Below are 21,676 nucleotides of genomic sequence, written 5' to 3' on the forward strand. Positions count from 1 at the left end.
TATACGAGCGGTTATGGTTTTAGGAACGCTATCATTATTTCAGAAACGAGGGATTTTCTATAAAGAGCAGCAACTTCACTCGGAAGATACTTTTTCGAAAGTAATTGAGAAAGAACTCACTGCTGATAAGGGATTGGGATTATTGAAAATACCAGATAAACGAGAGCTTATCCCTGTGAACGAATCTGGTAACACCGATTATATCACCGCATTTTATCAAGATGACGGACAGGCCAGCTACCCATACGAGGTAACTATATGGCTACTCATAGAAGAACTGCCAGCCACAATAATGGGCTTAAAATGAATCACTAAACAGATATCTGTCTTAGGGTTGGATAATAATCTTTCCCTGAATAAAGGATATTAATAAAGAAGACTTGCTATGCGTGAGGAATTTGCGCTGCATTATGCAGATAGAAGAGCTAGAGAACGAGGGTTTGAAAACTATAGAATCGTATATCGTGAATTTATGATTCCACCAAATGGCATGTTGAAATTTCAGTCAAATAATGAAATCTGGTTGGTTACTTACATTGCTTGGGGATTAATAGTAAAATCGGATTATGGGCGCTATGATAATTGGTATACGCAGGGAATTGTGGAGAATGCTCATGAACACGGAGATCGAATAGAAATTATTAATACCCGAAAATTTCAACGTACCATTCGCTTTTTACAGGTGATATTAAAAACGTAAAAATAATGACAGAGCGAAATAGAATGATGGGATCCATTCGGTTAAATGAAAATCAGCTTATGGAGATGAAGAAATTGGGTTTCAAGAATGCCAGTGCTTATGTACGACATAAGCTTCAACAAGAAACTTCAAAGTTGGAGGGGTTACAAACCACTGTTAACGGAGACGGAATTCGGCACTTATCTGTAACTAATGGAGGCGATTTATCAGAACCTGCACTCAAAGATCAATTGACTATCCAACGCTTATCGATGGAAAACAGGCATCTTCAACAGAAACTGGAAAGGATTAGTAAGAAAAGTGAGGAAACGTTGAATGGAGTGCAGCATCAGGTACATAGTATGCTTCAAGAAGAACTTCAAAAACGTGATCATGAACAACTTAAAAAGTCCTTTTCAGACTCCGAATTAAAAATAAAAGCATTGGAGAAAAACCTTCAAGATGCCAAAAAGGAAACAGAAGAAAAACAAAAAGAGATCGAAGCTCTGGTTAAAAAGTTAGGCTTTGTTGAATTAGGAAAAGCTCTTCTCCCTGGTGCAATCTCAGGATTAGCCAGACAGTACCCAAATCAGATGAAAGGGATTGCAGGAACACTGGGGAGTTTGGGCATCAGCGATGCAACTGAAAATATAAATTATGGTGATAATGAGGATTACTTACTTCAAATTTTAAATCATTTAAGTGAAGTATTTACAGAAGAGCAATTTGAACAGGTTGTACAGCTAATGCTTCAGTTAGGGGATCAGATTAAAGATGACCAGGGACTGATACAGAAAATAGCGTATTACTTAAATCAATTAAAAGGAAAAACAGAATCAAAGAATCAAAGTGACATAGTTACTGAGTGAACTTTGATTCTTAGAAACTTTGAAACTAAAAAACAAACAAAAACAATGGAAGCACAAATCACGGTAAACATAGCAGTAAAAGACAAAACAGAAGCACACCAGGTAAAAAAAGCTTTTGAAACGATGAATAGGAATTTTGGAGCCAAAGGCATTATCAAAATGGAACAACTATTCTTAAACGATGCCTTCATCCGGAATTTGGTCAAAATGAAGATTAAAAAAGGATAACCGATGGCAATTTCCCCAGCAGCACTCGCAGCAATAAGACAAAGGCCAAAGATCACATTTGGTCAGCAAACTACCTCGATCTTACTAGCTACAGGATTAGGAGCTGTTGCTTTTTTTGGGATTCGTGCATTGGGGCGCAAGTTCAAAAGAGATATTCGAGAAGTTCAAGCTTTAACCGAAGGAAACCCGTCCAATTTTGCGATTCGATTAGTGATGGCATTTGAAAATGACAATGCTTTTGGATGGGGAACGGATGAGGAAAGTTTGTTTCGAACCTTAGAACAAATCCCTACCGCCAGTATGATGCGTAAGGTGCAACGTGCTTATAGGGATTTAGAAGGTAGAAATCTAGTAGCCGACTTGCAAAGTGAACTTACTACAGAAGAGTTTGCAATAGCCAATGAAATCATTAATTCAAAAACATAAGACCCATGAAACGAAATACAACGACTGCGGTCAGAAGAAGAAAGAAAGAACGAGGCGCACACCCAAAAAAGAAACCACTTACTCAAAAGCAAATAGTAATGATAGGACTTGGAGGTGGCGTAGCATTAGGGTTAGGGTATCTTGCCTACAGTCACTTCAGAAATAAAGCTGCTACAAAACGTGGTTTGATAAATGATCCTATTACCATTCCTTCTGAAGATATTATTATGACACCAAATTTGCCAGTGGCTGCTAATAGTAGTTTTCCTCTGAAACGAGGAGCTAGAGGTTCTTTGGTTGCTATGATACAGAATGCACTGCTGGCTAAAGGTGGTCAGGCTGCTTTGATCATCAAAGAAACCAGCTTCAAAAATGGACATGTGGATAGTATTTTTGGTAAAGGTACAGAACGAGCATTGAGAGCTGCTGGGTTTCCATCAGCAATAACACAAAGTCAATTTACAAGTTTAGTAGGCAAAACTACATCATCGAGATTCGATGCTGCGTCTATCTCCAAAGAAATTATAGATGCTGCTAATAAAAGGAACCTATTTGGGGTATTAAATGGACTCAAGAAAATAAGTTCTGTACCCCAGTATCAATCCGTGAGTACTTTTTTTCAGGGAGTACGTATTGTTGGCATTAGAGTAACTTCTTTGGTAAATGCCCTACTAAGTGTGGCATTCAAACAAAAAGAGCTAGAGAAAGTAAAAATTCGGTCAGAGTTTAGACGTATGGGACTTAAACAAAACGCAAGGGGCATATGGTTCATACCAGGACTAGGTGTCATCGACACCTTTGAAAATAATCAAGATCGTGTAAATAATGAATGGAATATGGCCATAGCGGTTAAACCTACATTGCTTAAAGCTACGGATGGATCTTTTATTGTTCCTGAACTAGTCCCAAATACAGTGATAGGATATATCACAGGAATGGAAAATGGTATCACTAGAATACTAACCCAATCAGGAGAAACCGTCTTTGCTCCAACCAGAAATCTATCTTCTATTTGAAAGGTACATCTGAAAAATTCTAAATGTAAAATTTTAAAGTAAAAAAGTATGAAACAGCTAATAAAATGGTTTAAACGAAATTTAAAATTATTAAAACCACTATGTGGTTATTTCAAGGTTTGGAGAGAGTTTTCTTCATTAGCAGTAGGGCTTATTCTTTGGATTCATAGTGCAGTGTTCCTTCGATGGATTGACCCAACCGCAGGAACTTATGATGCGGGAGTATTTCAGGTATATCTGTTTGCAATCATCGGAATTTTTATCCTTCACGGTATTGTACGGATCCTGATGAAACTCATCTGGCCTACTTCAGAAAACTATCTAGATCATCATTTTAGAAACGATTTTAATACCATAACACCATGGCAAAAACTAAAATTATCCACTTTTATCTTCTTTGCTTTCTTGTTTGCAGTAGCCTTATTGGCCAGGGCTTTGTAAGCCAGACAGAAATTCAAGATGAAGAACAATACACGAGAGCATGTGTAAAAGAATTGTATGACTCCCAAGTAGGAGTTCGTGAAACTGGAGGTGCTAATAGAGGTCCTCATGTAGAAATGTATCTGGCGAGTGTGGATTTAGGTCCTGGATATGCGTGGTGCGCAGCCATGGTCAGTTGGTGTTATCAAAATGCAGGAGTAAAAGCACCACTAAGTGGCTGGGTTCCTAGTTATGCGCTTAAAAGTAAACGTATTTATCAGAGAGGAAAGTTTGAATTGAAAACTCCGCAGAAAGGTGATGCTTTTTTGATCTGGTATCATAAACTTAATCGTCCTGCTCATATTGGTTTTGTAGATCAGTGGGGAAACAAATATATCGTTACAATAGAAGGAAATACCAATGATGACGGATCCCGTGAAGGTGATGGTGTTTACCGAAAACGAAGACTTAAAAAACAAATATGGGCAGTCTCAGATTTTATAGGTAGTCGGTAGCACCGACAGGCAAAAATTACCATAAAAACTGCAAACCGCTGCCGATCAATAACTATGCTGGGAAAGAGCTTACAAATACTACAAAGTAAAGGATACAAGATATACAAAGAACCGTATAGACTCAATATTGTTGGGTATCGTAGTCGTTTTATGGGGAGCAATCGTTTTGATGATGAGATACATGTTTTCTATACCAATGAGAAAGGAAAGTGGGTATACCATATGTTTAAAGCTACAACGGATCCTGGACAATATTGGTTAGATAATCCTATGCATCCACAAGGAACTGCATTTCTGAAGAAAGGCCAATATATTGATGCCTATAGTTTAGGGCTACATCGTGGGATTTATAATGCTCTTATCCAAACCAAACCAGTTACGGTTATCAGAAATTATGAACGTAAAGGATTGTTTAAATGGTTTGAATCGGGAGTGAAAGACATAGGTAATTTTGGAATAAACATCCACAGGGCCAGAAAAGAGGGGACTACTCAGGTCATTGATAACTTTTCCGCAGGGTGTTTGGTCTTTGCCAATGCTGAAGATTTTAATAGGTTTTTATATCTATCTGAACAGCATCGTAGACAGTACGGAAATAAGTTTACAGTAACCCTCATTGATTTTAGGGATGAGCGAAGGAGAATCTTAAGACAGGTAGCTTGGGGAACTTTATTAGCAACAAGCGGACTTTTACTTTTAAACAGATTTAACTGATGAAAGTATCTAAAAACACTCAAAAAGCAGCCTTAGCTCTAGTTGGAAGTATGCTTGGTTTTATAGTAGCTAAACAGTACTCTCCAAAGGAAACCTATCCCTTTATCCTGATTGGAGGATTTGTAGGTAATTTTCTAGGTGAAGAATTGATCAAAGAATCGAATGCATACACAAATCTTCATCATCAAACAATTGAATCTCTAAATTTTGAAGATTAGGTTCGCTTAAATAAAACCAAAACAAATGAAATTAGATCTTAAAAAATTCTACGTGGTATATAAGCCGAAAGCTATCTCTGAAAAAGTAGATGTTTTCTCCGGATATCCTAATGATATAAACGGGCTTCTTAATCAATTTAGGGGAGGTCTTAAAACGGATATGATTTATGGAGTGTATAGTTCAAAGACTTCGGCTCAAAAGGATGCAGATGCATTATGGAATAAACATCTAAAAAACCGAAAGGAAAAGAAAAAGATATCGCAGCTTTCTAACAAAGAAAGGTTTAAAGATTTTGTAGCGCAATTGGAGGTGATATCCTCCAAAACAGGTATTGCTATTCAAACTATTGGTGGAGTGCTTATATTTGATGGTCCTGAGGAGATCACCTATGACAATGATCATACTTCAGGAGATTTAATTCCGAAATGGAAAGACAACTTTAATATCAGATAGATGAAAAAGAAACTATTTGCTATTACGGATATGCACGGTGTATTTCTTAAAAAGATGGAAGTCAGTTCAAAGACTGATATCCATACTTATTTAAACCAAAAACATAGTCAGGGAGTTTTATTAGCTGCTTGGGAGCTCAGTACTTCAAAAAAGAAACTGACAAAGCAACAGCTTCAGCGGTTGGAGAATTTTATTGCTCGCAATGATCATAATTTAAGTAGTACTGATCTGAACCATTTTAAAAGACTGCTAAAAAAATTAAAACAAACCCCCGCGGCAGAAGGAATGATTGTTGTAAACCAATACTTCGATACCTTTTTGAGAGAATTAATACCCCACACGATCTGGAAGGTAATGACGGGAGAAATTGTCAAAAATTAGGATTATGAAAGTGACATATTACGAAGGGGAAGAACCTGTGAAGATCAAAGCATATTATAAGTATGAATTGGCAGCATTATATAATGTTTGTACAAAAACATTCTCTTCCTGGATACATACTTATTTGGAAGAACTCAAACAGTTTGGATATAAAAAAAGTACCAAACTTTTAAGGCCGGAAGTGGTGCGTTTTTTGTTTGAGCGGTTGGGAGAACCTTAATAAAACTATATAGTTAAAGTGTTTTTAGTTGTTTGGAAAAGTTTATTAATTCTATAGTTTTATATTATAGGATTCACAGGAAATTCATTTAAGTCATTATCGCCTGATCCGTTTTGAACTGCTTTCAGTTCTGTAATTTTATGGATGATTCACAGGTTTTTTAAATTGTTTTGTTACTTCTTTTTGTTGTGAATTGCTTTCAGTTCTGTAATTTTATGGATGATTCACAGGTTCATAAGGAAGATTAAACTTTCCCCAAAGGTTGTGAATTGCTTTCAGTTCTGTAATTTTATGGATGATTCACAGGCAGAAATATAAATTAGCTGTATTAGAAGTAGTTGTGAATTGCTTTCAGTTCTGTAATTTTATGGATGATTCACAGGCAGTATATTGATACATTAAATGCGTTTCAGTTGTGAATTGCTTTCAGTTCTGTAATTTTATGGATGATTCACAGGAAATACTTTTTCCATTTCCATACCTATGTTGTTGTGAATTGCTTTCAGTTCTGTAATTTTATGGATGATTCACAGGAAATTAAAAAAGACCCCAGTACCAAGCGCAGTTGTGAATTGCTTTCAGTTCTGTAATTTTATGGATGATTCACAGGATTTGCAGATCCGTCTTCTGAAAAGAATAAGTTGTGAATTGCTTTCAGTTCTGTAATTTTATGGATGATTCACAGGGTTAATCGATTTGCAGCATCTGTGTCTTGTGTTGTGAATTGCTTTCAGTTCTGTAATTTTATGGATGATTCACAGGGATATAAAAACTTTCTCTATACTTAAAAGAGTTGTGAATTGCTTTCAGTTCTGTAATTTTATGGATGATTCACAGGGATCCTGTTTTAATACTTTGAATGAATACGTTGTGAATTGCTTTCAGTTCTGTAATTTTATGGATGATTCACAGGCATTTTTCAAAAGGCTATACAGGCCCTACTGTTGTGAATTGCTTTCAGTTCTGTAATTTTATGGATGATTCACAGGCCAATGGCAGGACTTATGGCATAACCAGGTGTTGTGAATTGCTTTCAGTTCTGTAATTTTATGGATGATTCACAGGAGATTTCCAAAACATCATAAATACAGGTATGTTGTGAATTGCTTTCAGTTCTGTAATTTTATGGATGATTCACAGGTGCAATAGAGATTTCTTCTGATAAAGCAAAGTTGTGAATTGCTTTCAGTTCTGTAATTTTATGGATGATTCACAGGACACAAAAATATTCTTTCAGAGGATAGTTTGTTGTGAATTGCTTTCAGTTCTGTAATTTTATGGATGATTCACAGGTTAGAAACTTCTGATATATACTGTGACTGGTTGTGAATTGCTTTCAGTTCTGTAATTTTATGGATGATTCACAGGTAATCACTTTTACACCAACGGTGTTTATCGTTGTGAATTGCTTTCAGTTCTGTAATTTTATGGATGATTCACAGGTTCAAAATTGTACGGTTCACCGGCTACCTTGTTGTGAATTGCTTTCAGTTCTGTAATTTTATGGATGATTCACAGGCAAAAACTATTTGATTTTGATCTTGTCTTAGTTGTGAATTGCTTTCAGTTCTGTAATTTTATGGATGATTCACAGGTGATCTCTCTGAAATATTAGATCTGGATGTGTTGTGAATTGCTTTCAGTTCTGTAATTTTATGGATGATTCACAGGAAACAAGTGTTTAACCAAACGTTGAAACAAGTTGTGAATTGCTTTCAGTTCTGTAATTTTATGGATGATTCACAGGATTTTCATTATCAAACTTAACAACGGCATCGTTGTGAATTGCTTTCAGTTCTGTAATTTTATGGATGATTCACAGGCGATTTCGCGATTATACTCGTTATCAAAATGTTGTGAATTGCTTTCAGTTCTGTAATTTTATGGATGATTCACAGGTAGACAATACCAATATTCTACCAGCTGCCGGTTGTGAATTGCTTTCAGTTCTGTAATTTTATGGATGATTCACAGGATATATCTTTTACCGAGTTATTTAAAATAGTTGTGAATTGCTTTCAGTTCTGTAATTTTATGGATGATTCACAGGGCCAATGAAATTCTTAAAATACAATGCCCAGTTGTGAATTGCTTTCAGTTCTGTAATTTTATGGATGATTCACAGGAAACCGTCTGCAAGGGATGCCCTTGTGGAGTTGTGAATTGCTTTCAGTTCTGTAATTTTATGGATGATTCACAGGTACACCAGAATAACCTTTGATAAAATAATAGTTGTGAATTGCTTTCAGTTCTGTAATTTTATGGATGATTCACAGGTCTACCCCTCCAAAAAACCACAATGTCTCCGTTGTGAATTGCTTTCAGTTCTGTAATTTTATGGATGATTCACAGGTAAAAGGTGAAATGTTTAATATGGAAGATTGTTGTGAATTGCTTTCAGTTCTGTAATTTTATGGATGATTCACAGGTTTCAAAAATGTTCTTCATTACTTCCCAAGTGTTGTGAATTGCTTTCAGTTCTGTAATTTTATGGATGATTCACAGGAACCGTCAAATGTTGCTCTGGGACTTACTAGTTGTGAATTGCTTTCAGTTCTGTAATTTTATGGATGATTCACAGGGGTTACTAGTCTTGGTTTTCATATTGTTCGTTGTGAATTGCTTTCAGTTCTGTAATTTTATGGATGATTCACAGGTGGAAATCCCAATAGGAATCCATAATCACAGTTGTGAATTGCTTTCAGTTCTGTAATTTTATGGATGATTCACAGGATACTTGTTGTAACCAATTGGTATCCTGTTTTTTGTGAGTATTGTTGTGATTGGTTATTTTACCTTTCTGAGAACTATATAACTATCGTAACACTTGTTTTTAAGTCTCTAAAACAACTCGAGTTGTTGTGACGGCGGTTCTGGTTCAATTTCTTTTTGACCATTGAATAACTCCATCATACCAAACTGTTTGTCGGTTATTTGCATAATGCATACCTTTCCTTTTTTGGGTAATGCATTCTTAGTTCGCTTGATATGTACTGCAGCGTTCTCTCGACTCGGACAAAACCGTGAGTAAATGCTGAACTGGAACATTCCAAAACCATCATCAAGCAAATTCTTACGAAATCGTGTAGCTGCCTTACGTTCTTTTATGGTTTCGGTGGGTAAATCAAAAAATACAAGTACCCACATAGATCTATATTGATTTAATCGAGTTGTATAAGATTCCAAACATTTTTATTTTGTTAATGAGAATTATTTAAATTCGGGATAAAGAATTTTTCTGCGACTGCCTTCAAAACATTCATATAAACTTGTAGTAGTCCGACTCATTGCATTCATCAAAGGACTTGACTTACCATCGATTACTACATCTATAGCTGGTATAAGCAACAGGTCGGATTTTATGCTTTTATTCAAATCCTCAATTTGGCAACCACTTTCAACGATATCATAGACTATCAAGTCAACAAAAGGTCTATATGGTTCCATAATATCGTCTGCAAGGCAATAAGCATTGTATTTACTGTGATGAAAAATTCCAACTGAAGGTAATAAACCACTACTAACTAATGCTCTGGCAGTGACAGCTCGTAAAATAGCATAACCGTAATTTAGTAAATTGTTAGGCGGAACTCCTTTTTGATTTCTACTAAAACCATCAAGATCAAACAAATTTTGAAAGTAAAATGCTGCAGCCAAAGCTTCTTGGTTACCCAGATCACCACTTCTTACTTCTTTGGCATAGCGTTTAAGGCGTAGAGCGTTTTTCGATCTATGTAAAAAATGACCTGCCTGATTTTCAATTTTTGCAATAACCGTTTGCTGCCAGAGGTTTTTCTTTAAGGGTAAGCTGGCATTTAATTGATACCGATATCTTTCTGTCTGTTCGCTATGCCCAACTAGAGGTTGTAAGAAAGAACAAGGGAGATGCTGTTTGTCACAAGTGATAACCGCGGTCTTGTTCTGAACCAATTTCATTAGTAATCCATTAGTTATAGTTATCTGAGGGTTTTCAAGTATAACATAACCTAAATCTTCAATGGGTATAGTGGTTTCTTTTTTCTCATCTTCAGGAAAATTGACTATCAACTGTTGGTTGCGTGTGCTTAAATACGCTGGATTTCCAAAAAATAGTGTACGTTTTATCATAAAAATTAGTATTCTCCTGTTTGAACAATATTTCCGATATGATTCATTCGAACTTTTACTATTCCATCAAGATTTCCCAAGCTTTTGATAGCTTTATATGCAGAATTTTTTAATTCTTTTACATCAATAGTCTCTGTTTCAAGATGATGTCGAAATACATAATCCCGCACTGCTGATGTGCCATAAGTTACTTTCGATATTTTCTGAACACGATATAGGTTTGGCGAAATTAGCTTTTGATTTTCTGGGTTTAAAATATCAATCTCGTTAGGGTCAAAATCTTCATCAGGAAAAATAAACATTTCGTTTTGCTTTAAACTAAAAAGTAATGGCCAACCCTTTTCATTAAATGACCTGACGATTGGTTCTTTAGCGTTCCTTCGAATAACTGCGTCATAAAAAGAAACGATCTCATCGTCCAATTCGCCATCAGGGTTTCTGTAAATTGCAACGTGATGGTTGTTGCCAGTACTTACGTAATCCACTGGAATCTCGTTGTTATCATCATTGTGTAAAAGTTGTCCTAAATGATCTTTAGCGGTATGTAGCGGTTCGGCATTGCTTACCCCAGTAATGGCGGCACGTTTAATTGTTATTCCCTTTTCTTCATTTATATAAATTGGGTTAGTATCCAAATCAGAAAGAGCTTTTTTATAGTCGCCACCGAATTCTGCTATTCTCACTTTTAAAACATTTTTGACACCTTCGTCTACAATTTTTTCAATTTGCTTAGCATTTTTAAAATTATCAGAATTAATGTCCTTCCGGATGGTAAAAATTTCTTCAAAACACAATACCTCCTGTAATGGACTTTCTTTGTTGATAATAGGATCTTTCTTCAAGGTTTTTATATCAAAAGCGACATCTGGCTTGTTTTGATATTTGGATAGATGGTTTAAAACTAAATTTCGTTCTTTTTTGTTTATAATAAGATTAACTTCTTTTAATGTAAATCGCTTATTAAGTTTAGAGGGTTTTAAAAGCGGTTTTTTGGATTTTCCGTACACGGTTTCTTTATGTAATTGACCTCTGGGAGTAAGTTGAACCTTTTTAAGCAACCCATTTTTTTTCTTCGTTTTATTCCTGTTTTTGGTAACAACCTTATTCTTGTTTTTAAAACTTACCAGAATACTTTCAATATGCTGTTTAGCTTTTTCACGAAAATTGGGGAGCGGACTTTTAAAAACACGCTTGCCTTTTTCATTTTGCGATATAATTAAGCTTTCAATATTTTTAATAATAGGATGATTATCTTTTGTAGTATCCTGTCTGGCGTTAAGGTTATTGATATATTGTATATGATTTCGGGTGGTAAAGGCAACTGTCAGGGCGTCCATAGCGTGATGGCGATGGTCATTGCGTTTAGTCCAATCCTTAATGACCTCGTGCTTGTTCAGTTTATTTGTTGTCTTGTTTAGCCGTTCCTCAAATTCCGTAAGCTCTAACGCTCGATATTTAGGCAAGTTGAGCTCTTTCATGATATTTATTAAATCCCAGTCTTCACGTAATTTATCAGTAATACTTCCGGTGGTGGTAATTACATCGTCAAACACTTCAAAAAACATTTGTTTTGCTTTCTTAGCAATATATTGGCTGTTTCTTAAATCACGTTCAATAAAACCATCAGGGATTTTTGACTGGGGTATCAATAATTTATTTCTTTTACCTCGACTTATATGCCCCTCTTTAGCCAGGGTTTCAACCCGTTCTACGAAATTTTCTAATTGTGAGCTGTAATCCTGTGAAATAAAATCATAGGCTGTACGATTGGCTTTTTGGAGATTATCGTTTTTAAATGCCAAGGTCTTGTTAGAGTACGAATCATCGAATAATAAAGCCTTTGGAATGATATGTTCAATATCTATGTCTTTAGAAAATAACTTATCAGGGCTTATATAAGTGTCTGTAAACAAATCTTTGTGTCCCCTTGATGCTAACTCTTGATATAGTCTATATCGAATAACATCATTTTTGGTTGGATTGGGGATGCCGAATTTTTGTCGTATTACTTTTCGGATTTCATCGTTGCGCCTTGTGGCATCCGCAATACCCTTGGTCATTTCTGCCCGTTCTTTAGCAGATTTTTTAAGTTCACGCGCTAACTCAATTCTTATTTCATTGGGTTTGCCGTAAGTTTCTATAATTTGGTTAACTACATTGATCATCTGGTTCAGAATCTTCTCCACTACAGGGTTTCGCAAACTGTTTTTCTTAAGTAGTTCTAACTTTGGTTTAAGTACACGGTCTTTTAATTCCTGTGCGGTTAAACTTTTTGAATGGTTGTATCCCGCAAGTTGGCAGGCTTCAGAATATTTATGACCATCAACCAAATAAGGTATAATTTTTCGAATAGCTTTTGCTGACAAATTACCATAATCTTGTTGGAAAGGAATATTTGTAAGGAGGGAAGCATATTCAGGTTTAAAACCAAATTTTTCTTTTAGTTTTTTCTTTAGGGTAACCGTTGAATTTCCGTAGATCAACCTATCCTCTTCCGATATTTTATCATCTTCTTCTGTAGCATACAATAAATGCCACAGCTGATAACTAGCTTGTTTGTCAAAACTATTCCGGAGACCATCAAATTCTAGAATCTTGGGATCGATCCCAATCTCAGGAAAGGTACTTTCTAATTCTTCTCTTATTTGAAAAGAGGTTTTCTTCTTCCAATCAGCACCATAACCTTCCCGTTCAGAAATTTCCTGGAACACACTAAAAAGTGCTTGGTTCGTCCTGTTTCCTTCTATTTTTTCAAAATTGGATTTCCAGATACTTAGCTTCCCCAGATCCATTTCATTGGAGAGAACTTTAAGCAAATCCTTATAAGATAGATCACCTCTTAGATTTAATTCATCAAAAAGTTGTTTTCTTGTTTCATTATCCAAATCTTTTACGTCTATTACTTGCTTGGTTTCAGGATTGGTAAAAACTGCGTTATTCAGGTTTTGCCATATCTTAAACTCCTGAAATAAAGGTGACGATTTTGGAATTACCCGCCTACCTATGATTCGTTTCTTGGTTTTTCCTGTTTCCTTTTCTTCATACTCCTGTTCCCAACTTTCAAATTGACAAAAGCTAATTAGTGACTTTTGCGATTTTAACTTTCTTTGATAGAAGATGATGACATCTCTTATTTTTTCTTTTAAATCTTCGGTAAGTATATCGTAAAATTGAGATTGTGTATTCCAAATAGCTTCAAATTCATCCAAATAATCTTGTCTGTAGAATACCTCATTTTTTAATTTGGTGTGTGGGTTCTTTACAATTTGTTTGTATAAATATTGTCCTACTGTTTTTTTATTGAGGTACAATTGCTTGCTCCTATCAGAAATAGCCCCTAGATATCCGCTGGATTGATTTATATTATTGTTTATTTCCTGTAAAGCAATAGCCAAATGCTCCAATTCTATCATTTCAGTCAAACCCTTTACACGCCATTGATAATTTTCAAGTTTTTTGCTTTTAGCGGTACCCACCCGCTTTATCCCCACTATATTGAAAGGCTTTTCACATATAGCCCAGGTTTGAGATTTGTTTTTGCCTTGTAATTCATCATATAAAACTTGAGTGAGGATTTCTGGATAAAACTCCTTTTGCTTATTCCATACTTTTTTAAATTCCTGCTGTAAATCAGATCTATAAAAGTCTGGAATGTATTTTCCATCTTTTTCAATAATTTGTAAGGCATATTGTCCTGGTGTTAAATTCTCTTCATATAGTTTTTTGGCTATAGACATCCCGTCAATAGCCTGACCCTCTTCTTCATTTTGGGCTTTACGACTACTTTTATATCCTCTTTTTTTATTAATTGATAAAAAGACTTTAGCAAGATCTTCTAATGCAATTTTTTCTCTTGCTGCTTTAGCACGGATCTCCAGTGTCTGGTGGGTGGTGTTTTTTCCTATTTCCGTAAGGGGCGAGTCATCAGCAATAAAACCTTTATCCTTTAAAATCTTAATAAGCTCTTTCCTTCTTAGTTTATATCTCTGAAGATTACGTCTAGCTCCGCGTTTTAAAGTCCTATTTGCATTAGTGGAAAGGGGACGTCCTTTCTCAAAATCTGTTTTTTCATCTACGGTTAAAGGATTGACCCTAACCCCGAGTTTTATTATATTTGATGTTTCATTATCATTCTCTGCTTCATTTACAAGTGCCCATCCAATAGAAGTAGTTCCTAGGTCTAACCCCAATATTTTTTTCATATGTGTAAATTTCCCTCAATTTAGCAAAAAAAAATAATTATAGTATTGTGGAAAACCACAGTTTATTTTAATGTAATTTGTATCTTTACGAAACTGAAAGCAATTCACAATAAGGATTATTCCGTTGTGAAAACATTTAAAGCGGCCTCTGGTCGCTTTTTTCTTTTTTCAGGTATTATGCGAACCCAACCCGAAACCATTTTTTTGCACTTCCCTAGAATTACGAAGATATACTCAAGTAATGAAAAAAGGAAAAATTACGGTTACCCACATCAGCAAAAGAGCCAAACAAATCCGAAAAAAAGGAGAAAAATGGACCAATGCTATCAAAAGAGCATCCAAAGAACTAAAATCTAAGAAGCATGTACTTGGAGCAACTTCAAAAAATTCTTCTTATACCATAAGTGGATTAGATGGTTTAAAAGGATCTACTAATAGCACACCTATTCCAGAGATTAACATCACTTTTTCAAGAAAAAGAAGAGTTGAAGGAAAAATAGGTTCTCCAAAAGACGTAGTTACCACGGTTTCCAAGTTTTACAAAAAGAACACTATCGAAATTAGAGAACAATTCTTCGTTCTCTATTTAGACAACAGCAACAAAGTACTAGGATATCATAGACATTCTGTTGGTGGTATTAAAGGAAGTGTTGTTGATCTAAGAATTCTCTTTTCTGTGGCGCTGAAAAGTTTAGCTACTAGTATCATTATTGCTCACAATCATCCATCCGGAGCTTTAAAACCCAGTAATTCAGACATCGTCATCACCAATAAAATTAAAAAGGCTGGAGAGCTGTTGGATATTGAGTTATTGGATCACATAATCCTCACCAAGAATGGCTTCTATTCATTTGCTGAAGAAGGAAAATTATGAAAGAGCTAGTTTTATTGGACTTGTTTTCTGGCATTGGAGGATTCCCTAAAGGATTGATGGAAGCCGGGTTTAAGCTTAAAAAACACTACTTCAGCGAAATTGATCCTTTTGCCATTGCTAATTATTCGTACAACTTTAAAAAATCTACCTATGTCGGACCTATCGAAAACATCAAAAAAGACACCATCGAAAAAGCGGATATCATCACCTTCGGTTCCCCATGCCAGGATCTTTCGATGGCTGGAAAACGGGAAGGTATTAAAGGAAGTAAAAGCAGACTCTTTTTTGAAGCAATTAGAATTCTTGACCTCTATAAACCCAGTCTGTTTATCTTTGAAAACGTCAAAGGGCTTTTCTCCAGTAACCAGGGCAAAGACTTTGAAATCGTACTTAGATCGTTTGCCAACCTTGGGATATATGACATCCAATGGCAATTGCTTAATACTACCTGGTTTCTCCCCCAGAATCGAGAGCGCATCTACCTTGTCGGATCACTTAGAACAAAACCCAGACCGCAAATATTTCCTATCGGAAAAAGCTGTCAAAAGACTGAAAATTGCACTCCAAGAAAACTCTCGCAAACCAACATTGCTTCAACAATTGATACCAGAGTAGGGAGTAGCGGAAACTATTCCCCTTACATTTTCACAGTTAGAAATGGTAGAAGTACAAAAGGAGGATCAAAAGTTGAATTTAGAAAAGATGGGAATACGAATTGCATCACAGGAGTAGAAAAAGATAACCTGCTACTGGATGATTGGGTTCCATTGAGGTTCGAACGCACCGAAAAAGCTAGAAGAATCCGAAAGGCAAATCAAATGAAAGGAAAAGATTATACACCATTCCAAGAGAAACAATTTGTACCGCGAACTTATAATAAGATAGGCGCTATTACTGCACATCCTCAGAATGAAAACCTTTTACTCAATGCGGGAAATGTCCGCAGATTAACCCCTTTAGAATGCGAACGGTTGCAGGGATTTCCGGATTATTGGACTAAGTTTGGTATTCAGAATGATAAGAAAATTGAACTTAGTGATAGTAGACGTTATCAACTGATCGGAAATGCGGTTAGTACTCCAGTAGTAAATACAGTTGGGGAACGAATAAAAGCAAGTAACATTTATAAGAAAACAAATATAAATACAAATCCGTCTTTGACCGTGACCCCGCCATTAGATGGATTCGGAAAGATTGGTAAAACTCCGGTTAGCTATTATGGAGGTAAACAAAATTTAACCAAACGTATCTTATCGCTATTCCCTGAACATAATTTATACTGCGAACCTTTTGTAGGTGGAGCTGCTGTATTTTTTGCTAAAAAGCCAAGTCCCGTAGAAGTAATTAACGATTTGGATGGAAAAGTGGTTAATTTTTATAGAGTCTGTAAACTTCAGTTTACTAAACTCCAGAAAATGATTCAATCTACTCCACATAGTAGAAAACTACATACAGAAGCAAAAGCTATTCTTCAGAATCCTAAAGAAAAGAATACTGTTAAAAAAGCGTGGGCATTTTGGGTACAAACAAATATGAGTTTTTCTTCTCGTATTTTTGGAGGCTATGCCTATGAGAGAAAATCTAATGGAGTATCTAGGACTATACGTAATAAGAAAAATGGATTTACTAGAGATATCTGTGAACGATTGGATCTAGTTGATATTGAATGTAATGATGCGCTTGCCGTTATAAAAAGTAGGGATACGAAGGAAAGCTTCTTTTATGTTGATCCTCCTTATTTTAATTCTGATATGGGACACTATAAAGGATATAGTAGACAGGATTTCATCAGTTTACTGAATTTATTATCTAAAATCAAAGGTAAGTTTCTATTAAGCAGCTATCCATCAGATATACTAACCAAATATTCTAAGAAACATAAATGGTTTACTCAGTCCATAGAACAAACTGTTAGTGTAACCAAAGGAAAGAGAGATAAAAAGAAGACAGAGGTATTTACAGCAAATTACGACATTACAAAAATGATAACATCTTTAAACGGAAGTAACGAAAATTCAAATGCAACTATGTTGCTGAAATCTAAGGCAATTAGGCTTCGTTTTTCTTTCTTTAAAAAATAACAAATCCCGAACGAAACCAACCTAACCCGAAGCGGTCATTGAGTGCCTTTGTAGTATTACCGAATGGAAAAACAACATATTTCATTTGAGAATTATAACGATGCCATCGTTCAGGTCAATGTAACGGGATTACCAAAAATCCTACAAAAAGGACATCAGTTCTTTCTGGAAGCACAAGAATTCTATTTCCAGGAACCAGAGATTAAAGAAACTATAGATTTATATTTGGAAGAACTAAATGCCTATCTTTTTACTGATGATAAAACAAACCTGATAGCCAGTGTTTCTGTTTTGTTTATTCGAGATTTTTTGAAAATGCATAGAACTATTCAATCTAAGGATGATCTGAAGAAATTTATCCACGCACTACAAAAAGCAGTCTCCAATAAAGAAATCACCAAAGATGACCGGTATGCATCCCATATAGATCAATTGCAGCATAAACTGATAGCGCAACATAATGAAATGATCTTAGCACAACAAGTTAAAGTTATTATCAACCGAAAATGGCGATTGGAACTTCAAAAAATAGTAAACCAAACTAACACTATAGGATTAGGTGATTTAGATAGTATTCGATCACAAGAACCCAAAAATATCTCTATAATTCATCCTAAAAAGAATGGATTATTTACTTCTTTTGACCAACAGCTAGGCACAAATAACACTTCGACTTTTCGATTACACGGAGCGATGGGAGAATTGTTAGGGGATTTAGAAAAGTTTGAACTAGCAATCACTATAGAAGGGGATCAGGGGAGTGGTAAGACCCGATTTACGTATCAATTAGCCGATGCCTTTGCAAGCATTGGGAATAGTGTTGCCATTTTTACCCTAGAGATCGGTGGGAAATCAGACTTGATTACAAGAATGAAAGATGAATACCTGAGTCCAGAAAATAGAACCCGTATCTCACGAGCAGATCAGTTACCGGATGGATACGACACCATTACGAGTGCCGTTGGCATCTTTGATGTAATCATCATTGATAGTTGGAATAAGACAGGGCTACCTTCTCAGGATTTTGATCGTTTACGAAAGCAATATCCTAACACCATTTTCATTGTCATCTTTCAGCGCACAACAGGCAAAACTATCCGAGGGGGAACAGCGCCACTTTTTGATGCAGGGATCAATATAGAAGTTATCAAAGTGGATGACACTTTTAGAAACAACTATGCTGTTACCACTAAAAATAGATATGGCATTACGGGAATCAAATACAACATTTTCACAAAAAATATCATAGGAGCTTCAGAGACCTCTTCAGAATTAGAACCGCAACATCAAATATAAATGGTATGACATATTATATAAACCTTATAAAAACGATTTGGAAATTACTACCAGTGATTTTAATGATCTTGATAGGAATTCTATTTTTTCAATGGAGATGGGAACGCCAGAAAGTCAGCGATTTTAGAGAAATCCAAAATGCACAATTCCGGGAGATTGAAAAATGGAAAGATAAAGAAGGAAAAAGTAGAGCCAGAGCAGAAATAGCTGAGATTAATGCTCGAAATGTAAAACTGGTGATGAATGAAGAACTCCGACAAATACTGAAAAAAGAAGTTGGAAACCTGAAGCGAAACCTGATCAGTTATTCTGCGGTAAAATCTTCTACTAAAGGGGAATTCAAAGCGAAAGGAAAAGATACGGTTTATGTAGTTAATGACTTAAAACCTCTTCCAGCTAAAAAGTTTGGGATTCATAATCCTGATCTGAACTTTGAAGGATTGTATATTCCCGAACTTGATACACTTATGGCTAACTATAAGATTACTCACAACTTTGATATCTATTACTATTACAAAAAACCGGGCAAATCTCCTTGGAACCTATTTCGAAGAAAAAGAGCTGTAGCAGAAATCAAGTTCTATAACCAAGGATCACAGGCGGATAGCTTATTTACAATCGTTCTAGAGCGTAAAAAAGGATTGTTTAAAAAGTTGTTAAAGTAAATTAAAGCATTAGATTTTTTTTACAACTTAGTTTTACATTTAACTATATGAAAGATTCCCCAAAAGAGATTATCCGCGACTTACACCTATTTATCGATAGACATAGGATCGACATTATAAAGTACAATCTAAAAAGCTCTTTCTGGTGGAAAGGGCGAAAAGCCATCTTGACAAGAAGATATACAAACTTTTGTGGAGAAGTCATAGAAAAGGAAGCGATGGTCTGTATTTTGGATCGAATGCAATTTATCCGTTTTGAAGAAGTCATTCATTGTGGGATGTTTTTCGTTTACGATCTTAATACTGGAGTAATCATTGGAGGGATTGATTGCAAGGATCTTCTATTGACTGGTCAGAGAATAAAGGTAAAAAACCAATTGCTTTTTCGCTGAATAATTTAGATGTCACTATTAAATTAAGTTTTTTAAACTAGTCATTAAACTGAACTATTATTAAAAACTAAGGAATAAAACTTAGCGAGTTTAATAAAGCGGTTCATTTTTTAAGTTTACGATTTAACACTTAAATGGACTACTATTTATCTAAATATTCCTCTTTTGTAGTATTCTTGAAATTTGCAAACATAAATTGCATTTTACATAAAACACGTAAAAATTTAAGGGAAAAAATAGTCTATTTAATTTATTTTGTTAATTTAGAAGCAACGTAAATTAGAACCAACCCCATATCTGAAGAATTCTTCGGGTATGGGGTTATTTATTAATTAAGATTAATCTATTAAAATGAACATATTTATTAATATTAATGGATTTAGTAATATAGCTGAATATCTATCTGACCCTTTGGTTTTAGTTGGATTTGTAGTTCTTATATTTTACTTACTCTTCAAAAACAGAATTAAAGAAGCTCTAGGTAAAGTTTCAAAAGATAATAATGCTAAATTTCTTTTTAAAATTGTAAACGGTATTATTGGTATTATAATATTATTAATTGTAGCTGGATATGCATTTAAATTTTTTGAAGAAAGAAATAAAGCGCATCACCAATTTTTAAACCAATTAGAAATTCTCCCTATTGATAATTTAGAACAAAAAATCACGAAATTAAAAATAAACCTTATGGATAATGATACAATTAACGTAATTTTTGAATCAAATCTATGGGAAATCCGAAAACCCCTTGTGTTATCAAATAAAATGAAAGTCAACAAACTTAAGAACTCCCTAGTACAGTATTTTGAATTTGAAAAATATCTAAAATATAACACTGATATTTATAGTTCTTTGGATTGGTTAATAATAGCAGATAATACAATTATTAATAACGAAAATATGTCTTTAAAACAAGCGGGAATTCAACAGGGAGATAAGATTGAACTAAAAGTACAAGGTGCATTTATCGCAGAAAAAGGCATAGATAAAAAAATCAATGAAGAGTTTTAATTAAAGGTTGGACGTAAATCTTTTATTTACAGATAAAAGTTTATTAAATATTAGAAATAAAGGTTATAAGCATTCTTAAAAAAAATGATTAAGACAAACGAATTTAGACTTATTGATATTGAAGTTCAAAATGCTATACAAGAAGCTTTTGAATTTGCTAAGGCTAATGAAAAGGACAAAAATGACTATTATTTATTTTTATGTAATGCATCATTTATTGAAAATTATGAAGGAGCCAAAATATCCCCTTATGTTATTGATAATAGGATGGATTATCTAATTGATAGTCATAGAATTGATTTTTTGACAAAATATCTCAAAACGTATTACTCATTCTCTCAATTTAATACGTCTGATTCCAAAGAAAGTTTGACCATGGAATTGATGATGTATACACACATTTGGGAATCAAAAAATTTTCTCAAACAACTAACTAAATTATTGGACTTGTGTAATGGAAATGATTATCAATGGACCTATAAAATTCCAGACGCACGAAACGGAGATTCAAAACAACTTTTAATTCGGGATACTCTTAGGGATGGATTTCGAGCGAAGTCTCTAAAAATTTCAAAAATTATAACGAATGGTTATCGATCACAATTTAGAAATGCGTTTGCTCATTCAGACTATTCTTTTGGATTAAATGATGATAAAATAGACCTTCATAATTACAAACCAAATAGCTATGAAGTGCCATCAATTGGAATAGACGAATGGACAGTGTTTTTTTGCTATTCATTTCTATTGAATTACTATTTCCAAAATTTTTATTATCAGGAAAGACAAAAGATTGAAAGCCCGATAGAGGTTTATTTAAGAAACTCAGTAGGAGATAAAAAGAAAGGAATAATTGAATATGATCCAGCGACAGCTTCATTTACAGGAAATTTAACTGAATAATAAAA

General features: G+C 34.7%; 23 protein-coding genes and 2 CRISPR repeat arrays. Of the genes, 20 read left to right on the forward strand and 3 right to left on the reverse strand.

Translation table 11 applies throughout. The features are described 5' to 3' along the window. Positions 1-13 precede the first annotated feature (13 nt). The 13 genes from ACE94K_RS07170 to ACE94K_RS07230 all read left to right on the forward strand — a co-directional run bounded on the left by ACE94K_RS07170 (position 14) and on the right by ACE94K_RS07230 (position 6,140). Complete coding sequence (locus ACE94K_RS07170; protein ID WP_378182031.1) at positions 14-307, forward strand: hypothetical protein; 294 nt, start codon at positions 14-16, stop codon at positions 305-307. Positions 308-385: 78 nt separating this feature from the next. Then, positions 386-700: a hypothetical protein gene (locus tag ACE94K_RS07175; RefSeq protein WP_378182034.1), complete on the forward strand. Its 315-nt coding sequence runs from the start codon at positions 386-388 to the stop codon at positions 698-700. 5 nt (positions 701-705) lie between these two features. Then, on the forward strand, positions 706-1,548 hold the full coding sequence (locus ACE94K_RS07180; protein WP_378182037.1) for a hypothetical protein: 843 nt from the start codon (positions 706-708) through the stop codon (positions 1,546-1,548). 45 nt (positions 1,549-1,593) lie between these two features. Then, positions 1,594-1,776: a hypothetical protein gene (locus ACE94K_RS07185; RefSeq protein WP_378182040.1), complete on the forward strand. Its 183-nt coding sequence runs from the start codon at positions 1,594-1,596 to the stop codon at positions 1,774-1,776. Positions 1,777-1,779: 3 nt separating this feature from the next. Continuing rightward, a complete protein-coding gene (locus ACE94K_RS07190; RefSeq protein ID WP_378182043.1) occupies positions 1,780-2,202 on the forward strand; it encodes a hypothetical protein in 423 nt (140 codons plus the stop codon). 5 nt (positions 2,203-2,207) lie between these two features. Continuing rightward, complete coding sequence (locus tag ACE94K_RS07195; protein WP_378182045.1) at positions 2,208-3,218, forward strand: hypothetical protein; 1,011 nt, start codon at positions 2,208-2,210, stop codon at positions 3,216-3,218. A 48-nt stretch (positions 3,219-3,266) separates the two neighbouring features. Beyond that, on the forward strand, positions 3,267-3,659 hold the full coding sequence (locus tag ACE94K_RS07200) for a hypothetical protein (RefSeq protein ID WP_378182048.1): 393 nt from the start codon (positions 3,267-3,269) through the stop codon (positions 3,657-3,659). After that, entirely contained in the window at positions 3,581-4,153 is a 573-nt protein-coding gene (locus ACE94K_RS07205; RefSeq protein ID WP_378182051.1) for a CHAP domain-containing protein, read from the forward strand. The genes ACE94K_RS07200 and ACE94K_RS07205 overlap by 79 nt, the downstream gene beginning before the upstream one ends. A 54-nt stretch (positions 4,154-4,207) precedes the next feature. After that, positions 4,208-4,867: a hypothetical protein gene (locus ACE94K_RS07210; protein WP_378182054.1), complete on the forward strand. Its 660-nt coding sequence runs from the start codon at positions 4,208-4,210 to the stop codon at positions 4,865-4,867. Continuing rightward, positions 4,867-5,085: a hypothetical protein gene (locus tag ACE94K_RS07215; protein WP_378182057.1), complete on the forward strand. Its 219-nt coding sequence runs from the start codon at positions 4,867-4,869 to the stop codon at positions 5,083-5,085. The genes ACE94K_RS07210 and ACE94K_RS07215 overlap by 1 nt, the downstream gene beginning before the upstream one ends. 25 nt (positions 5,086-5,110) lie before the next feature. Beyond that, a complete protein-coding gene (locus ACE94K_RS07220) occupies positions 5,111-5,539 on the forward strand; it encodes a hypothetical protein (protein ID WP_378182060.1) in 429 nt (142 codons plus the stop codon). Beyond that, positions 5,540-5,920: a hypothetical protein gene (locus ACE94K_RS07225; protein WP_378182063.1), complete on the forward strand. Its 381-nt coding sequence runs from the start codon at positions 5,540-5,542 to the stop codon at positions 5,918-5,920. Between the two features lie 4 nt (positions 5,921-5,924). After that, a complete protein-coding gene (locus tag ACE94K_RS07230) occupies positions 5,925-6,140 on the forward strand; it encodes a DUF4248 domain-containing protein (protein ID WP_378182066.1) in 216 nt (71 codons plus the stop codon). 110 nt (positions 6,141-6,250) lie between these two features. Beyond that, positions 6,251-6,902: a CRISPR direct-repeat array (repeat unit 46 nt; unit sequence GTTGTGAATTGCTTTCAGTTCTGTAATTTTATGGATGATTCACAGG). Between the two features lie 485 nt (positions 6,903-7,387). Further along, positions 7,388-8,873: a CRISPR direct-repeat array (repeat unit 46 nt; unit sequence GTTGTGAATTGCTTTCAGTTCTGTAATTTTATGGATGATTCACAGG). 108 nt (positions 8,874-8,981) lie between these two features. On the opposite strand, the gene cas2 is transcribed toward ACE94K_RS07230, so the two are convergent. The 3 genes from cas2 to cas9 all read right to left on the reverse strand — a co-directional run bounded on the left by cas2 (position 8,982) and on the right by cas9 (position 14,449). Further along, a complete protein-coding gene (gene cas2, locus ACE94K_RS07235; RefSeq protein WP_378184245.1) occupies positions 8,982-9,287 on the reverse strand; it encodes a CRISPR-associated endonuclease Cas2 in 306 nt (101 codons plus the stop codon). Positions 9,288-9,350: 63 nt separating this feature from the next. Beyond that, entirely contained in the window at positions 9,351-10,247 is an 897-nt protein-coding gene (gene cas1 / locus ACE94K_RS07240; RefSeq protein WP_378182069.1) for a type II CRISPR-associated endonuclease Cas1, read from the reverse strand. 5 nt (positions 10,248-10,252) lie between these two features. Then, positions 10,253-14,449, reverse strand: a complete 4,197-nt coding sequence (cas9, locus tag ACE94K_RS07245) for a type II CRISPR RNA-guided endonuclease Cas9 (RefSeq protein ID WP_378182072.1) — start codon at positions 14,447-14,449, stop codon at positions 10,253-10,255. Positions 14,450-14,690: 241 nt separating this feature from the next. Here cas9 and ACE94K_RS07250 point away from each other — a divergent pair, with 241 nt between their 5' ends. From ACE94K_RS07250 to ACE94K_RS07280, 7 genes are all read left to right on the forward strand, one after another. Continuing rightward, complete coding sequence (locus ACE94K_RS07250) at positions 14,691-15,323, forward strand: RadC family protein (RefSeq protein ID WP_378182075.1); 633 nt, start codon at positions 14,691-14,693, stop codon at positions 15,321-15,323. Continuing rightward, positions 15,320-17,404, forward strand: coding sequence for a DNA (cytosine-5-)-methyltransferase (gene dcm / locus ACE94K_RS07255; RefSeq protein WP_378182078.1), 2,085 nt, complete (start codon positions 15,320-15,322; stop codon positions 17,402-17,404). The genes ACE94K_RS07250 and dcm overlap by 4 nt, the downstream gene beginning before the upstream one ends. 63 nt (positions 17,405-17,467) lie before the next feature. After that, a complete protein-coding gene (locus tag ACE94K_RS07260; protein WP_378182081.1) occupies positions 17,468-18,700 on the forward strand; it encodes an antirestriction protein in 1,233 nt (410 codons plus the stop codon). Between the two features lie 5 nt (positions 18,701-18,705). Further along, positions 18,706-19,365, forward strand: a complete 660-nt coding sequence (locus ACE94K_RS07265) for a hypothetical protein (RefSeq protein WP_378182084.1) — start codon at positions 18,706-18,708, stop codon at positions 19,363-19,365. A 47-nt stretch (positions 19,366-19,412) separates the two neighbouring features. After that, complete coding sequence (locus ACE94K_RS07270) at positions 19,413-19,757, forward strand: hypothetical protein (protein WP_378182087.1); 345 nt, start codon at positions 19,413-19,415, stop codon at positions 19,755-19,757. Positions 19,758-20,108: 351 nt separating this feature from the next. Continuing rightward, on the forward strand, positions 20,109-20,768 hold the full coding sequence (locus ACE94K_RS07275; protein WP_378182090.1) for a hypothetical protein: 660 nt from the start codon (positions 20,109-20,111) through the stop codon (positions 20,766-20,768). A gap of 84 nt (positions 20,769-20,852) precedes the next feature. Beyond that, positions 20,853-21,671 carry a hypothetical protein gene (locus ACE94K_RS07280; protein WP_378182092.1) on the forward strand — a complete coding sequence of 273 codons (819 nt, stop codon included), beginning with the start codon at positions 20,853-20,855 and terminating at the stop codon, positions 21,669-21,671. Positions 21,672-21,676 lie beyond the last annotated feature (5 nt).

This window comes from Aquimarina besae (assembly GCF_042434905.1).
Lineage (GTDB): Bacteria > Bacteroidota > Bacteroidia > Flavobacteriales > Flavobacteriaceae > Aquimarina.

Excerpts from the sequence above, each read along its gene's own strand:
- ACE94K_RS07200 (WP_378182048.1), top strand. The coding sequence starts at position 3,267 with ATGAAACAGCTAATAAAATGGTTTAAACGAAATTTAAAATTATTAAAA.
- ACE94K_RS07195 (WP_378182045.1), top strand. The coding sequence starts at position 2,208 with ATGAAACGAAATACAACGACTGCGGTCAGAAGAAGAAAGAAAGAACGA.
- ACE94K_RS07260 (WP_378182081.1), top strand. The coding sequence starts at position 17,468 with ATGGAAAAACAACATATTTCATTTGAGAATTATAACGATGCCATCGTT.
- ACE94K_RS07220 (WP_378182060.1), top strand. The coding sequence starts at position 5,111 with ATGAAATTAGATCTTAAAAAATTCTACGTGGTATATAAGCCGAAAGCT.
- ACE94K_RS07185 (WP_378182040.1), top strand. The coding sequence starts at position 1,594 with ATGGAAGCACAAATCACGGTAAACATAGCAGTAAAAGACAAAACAGAA.
- cas2 (WP_378184245.1), bottom strand. The coding sequence starts at position 9,287 with ATGTGGGTACTTGTATTTTTTGATTTACCCACCGAAACCATAAAAGAA.
- cas9 (WP_378182072.1), bottom strand. The coding sequence starts at position 14,449 with ATGAAAAAAATATTGGGGTTAGACCTAGGAACTACTTCTATTGGATGG.
- ACE94K_RS07225 (WP_378182063.1), top strand. The coding sequence starts at position 5,540 with ATGAAAAAGAAACTATTTGCTATTACGGATATGCACGGTGTATTTCTT.
- ACE94K_RS07280 (WP_378182092.1), top strand. The coding sequence starts at position 20,853 with ATGATTAAGACAAACGAATTTAGACTTATTGATATTGAAGTTCAAAAT.
- ACE94K_RS07175 (WP_378182034.1), top strand. The coding sequence starts at position 386 with ATGCGTGAGGAATTTGCGCTGCATTATGCAGATAGAAGAGCTAGAGAA.
- ACE94K_RS07230 (WP_378182066.1), top strand. The coding sequence starts at position 5,925 with ATGAAAGTGACATATTACGAAGGGGAAGAACCTGTGAAGATCAAAGCA.
- ACE94K_RS07215 (WP_378182057.1), top strand. The coding sequence starts at position 4,867 with ATGAAAGTATCTAAAAACACTCAAAAAGCAGCCTTAGCTCTAGTTGGA.
- dcm (WP_378182078.1), top strand. The coding sequence starts at position 15,320 with ATGAAAGAGCTAGTTTTATTGGACTTGTTTTCTGGCATTGGAGGATTC.
- ACE94K_RS07170 (WP_378182031.1), top strand. The coding sequence starts at position 14 with ATGGTTTTAGGAACGCTATCATTATTTCAGAAACGAGGGATTTTCTAT.
- ACE94K_RS07205 (WP_378182051.1), top strand. The coding sequence starts at position 3,581 with ATGGCAAAAACTAAAATTATCCACTTTTATCTTCTTTGCTTTCTTGTT.
- ACE94K_RS07180 (WP_378182037.1), top strand. The coding sequence starts at position 706 with ATGACAGAGCGAAATAGAATGATGGGATCCATTCGGTTAAATGAAAAT.
- ACE94K_RS07270 (WP_378182087.1), top strand. The coding sequence starts at position 19,413 with ATGAAAGATTCCCCAAAAGAGATTATCCGCGACTTACACCTATTTATC.
- ACE94K_RS07275 (WP_378182090.1), top strand. The coding sequence starts at position 20,109 with ATGAACATATTTATTAATATTAATGGATTTAGTAATATAGCTGAATAT.
- ACE94K_RS07265 (WP_378182084.1), top strand. The coding sequence starts at position 18,706 with ATGACATATTATATAAACCTTATAAAAACGATTTGGAAATTACTACCA.
- ACE94K_RS07190 (WP_378182043.1), top strand. The coding sequence starts at position 1,780 with ATGGCAATTTCCCCAGCAGCACTCGCAGCAATAAGACAAAGGCCAAAG.
- ACE94K_RS07210 (WP_378182054.1), top strand. The coding sequence starts at position 4,208 with ATGCTGGGAAAGAGCTTACAAATACTACAAAGTAAAGGATACAAGATA.
- cas1 (WP_378182069.1), bottom strand. The coding sequence starts at position 10,247 with ATGATAAAACGTACACTATTTTTTGGAAATCCAGCGTATTTAAGCACA.
- ACE94K_RS07250 (WP_378182075.1), top strand. The coding sequence starts at position 14,691 with ATGAAAAAAGGAAAAATTACGGTTACCCACATCAGCAAAAGAGCCAAA.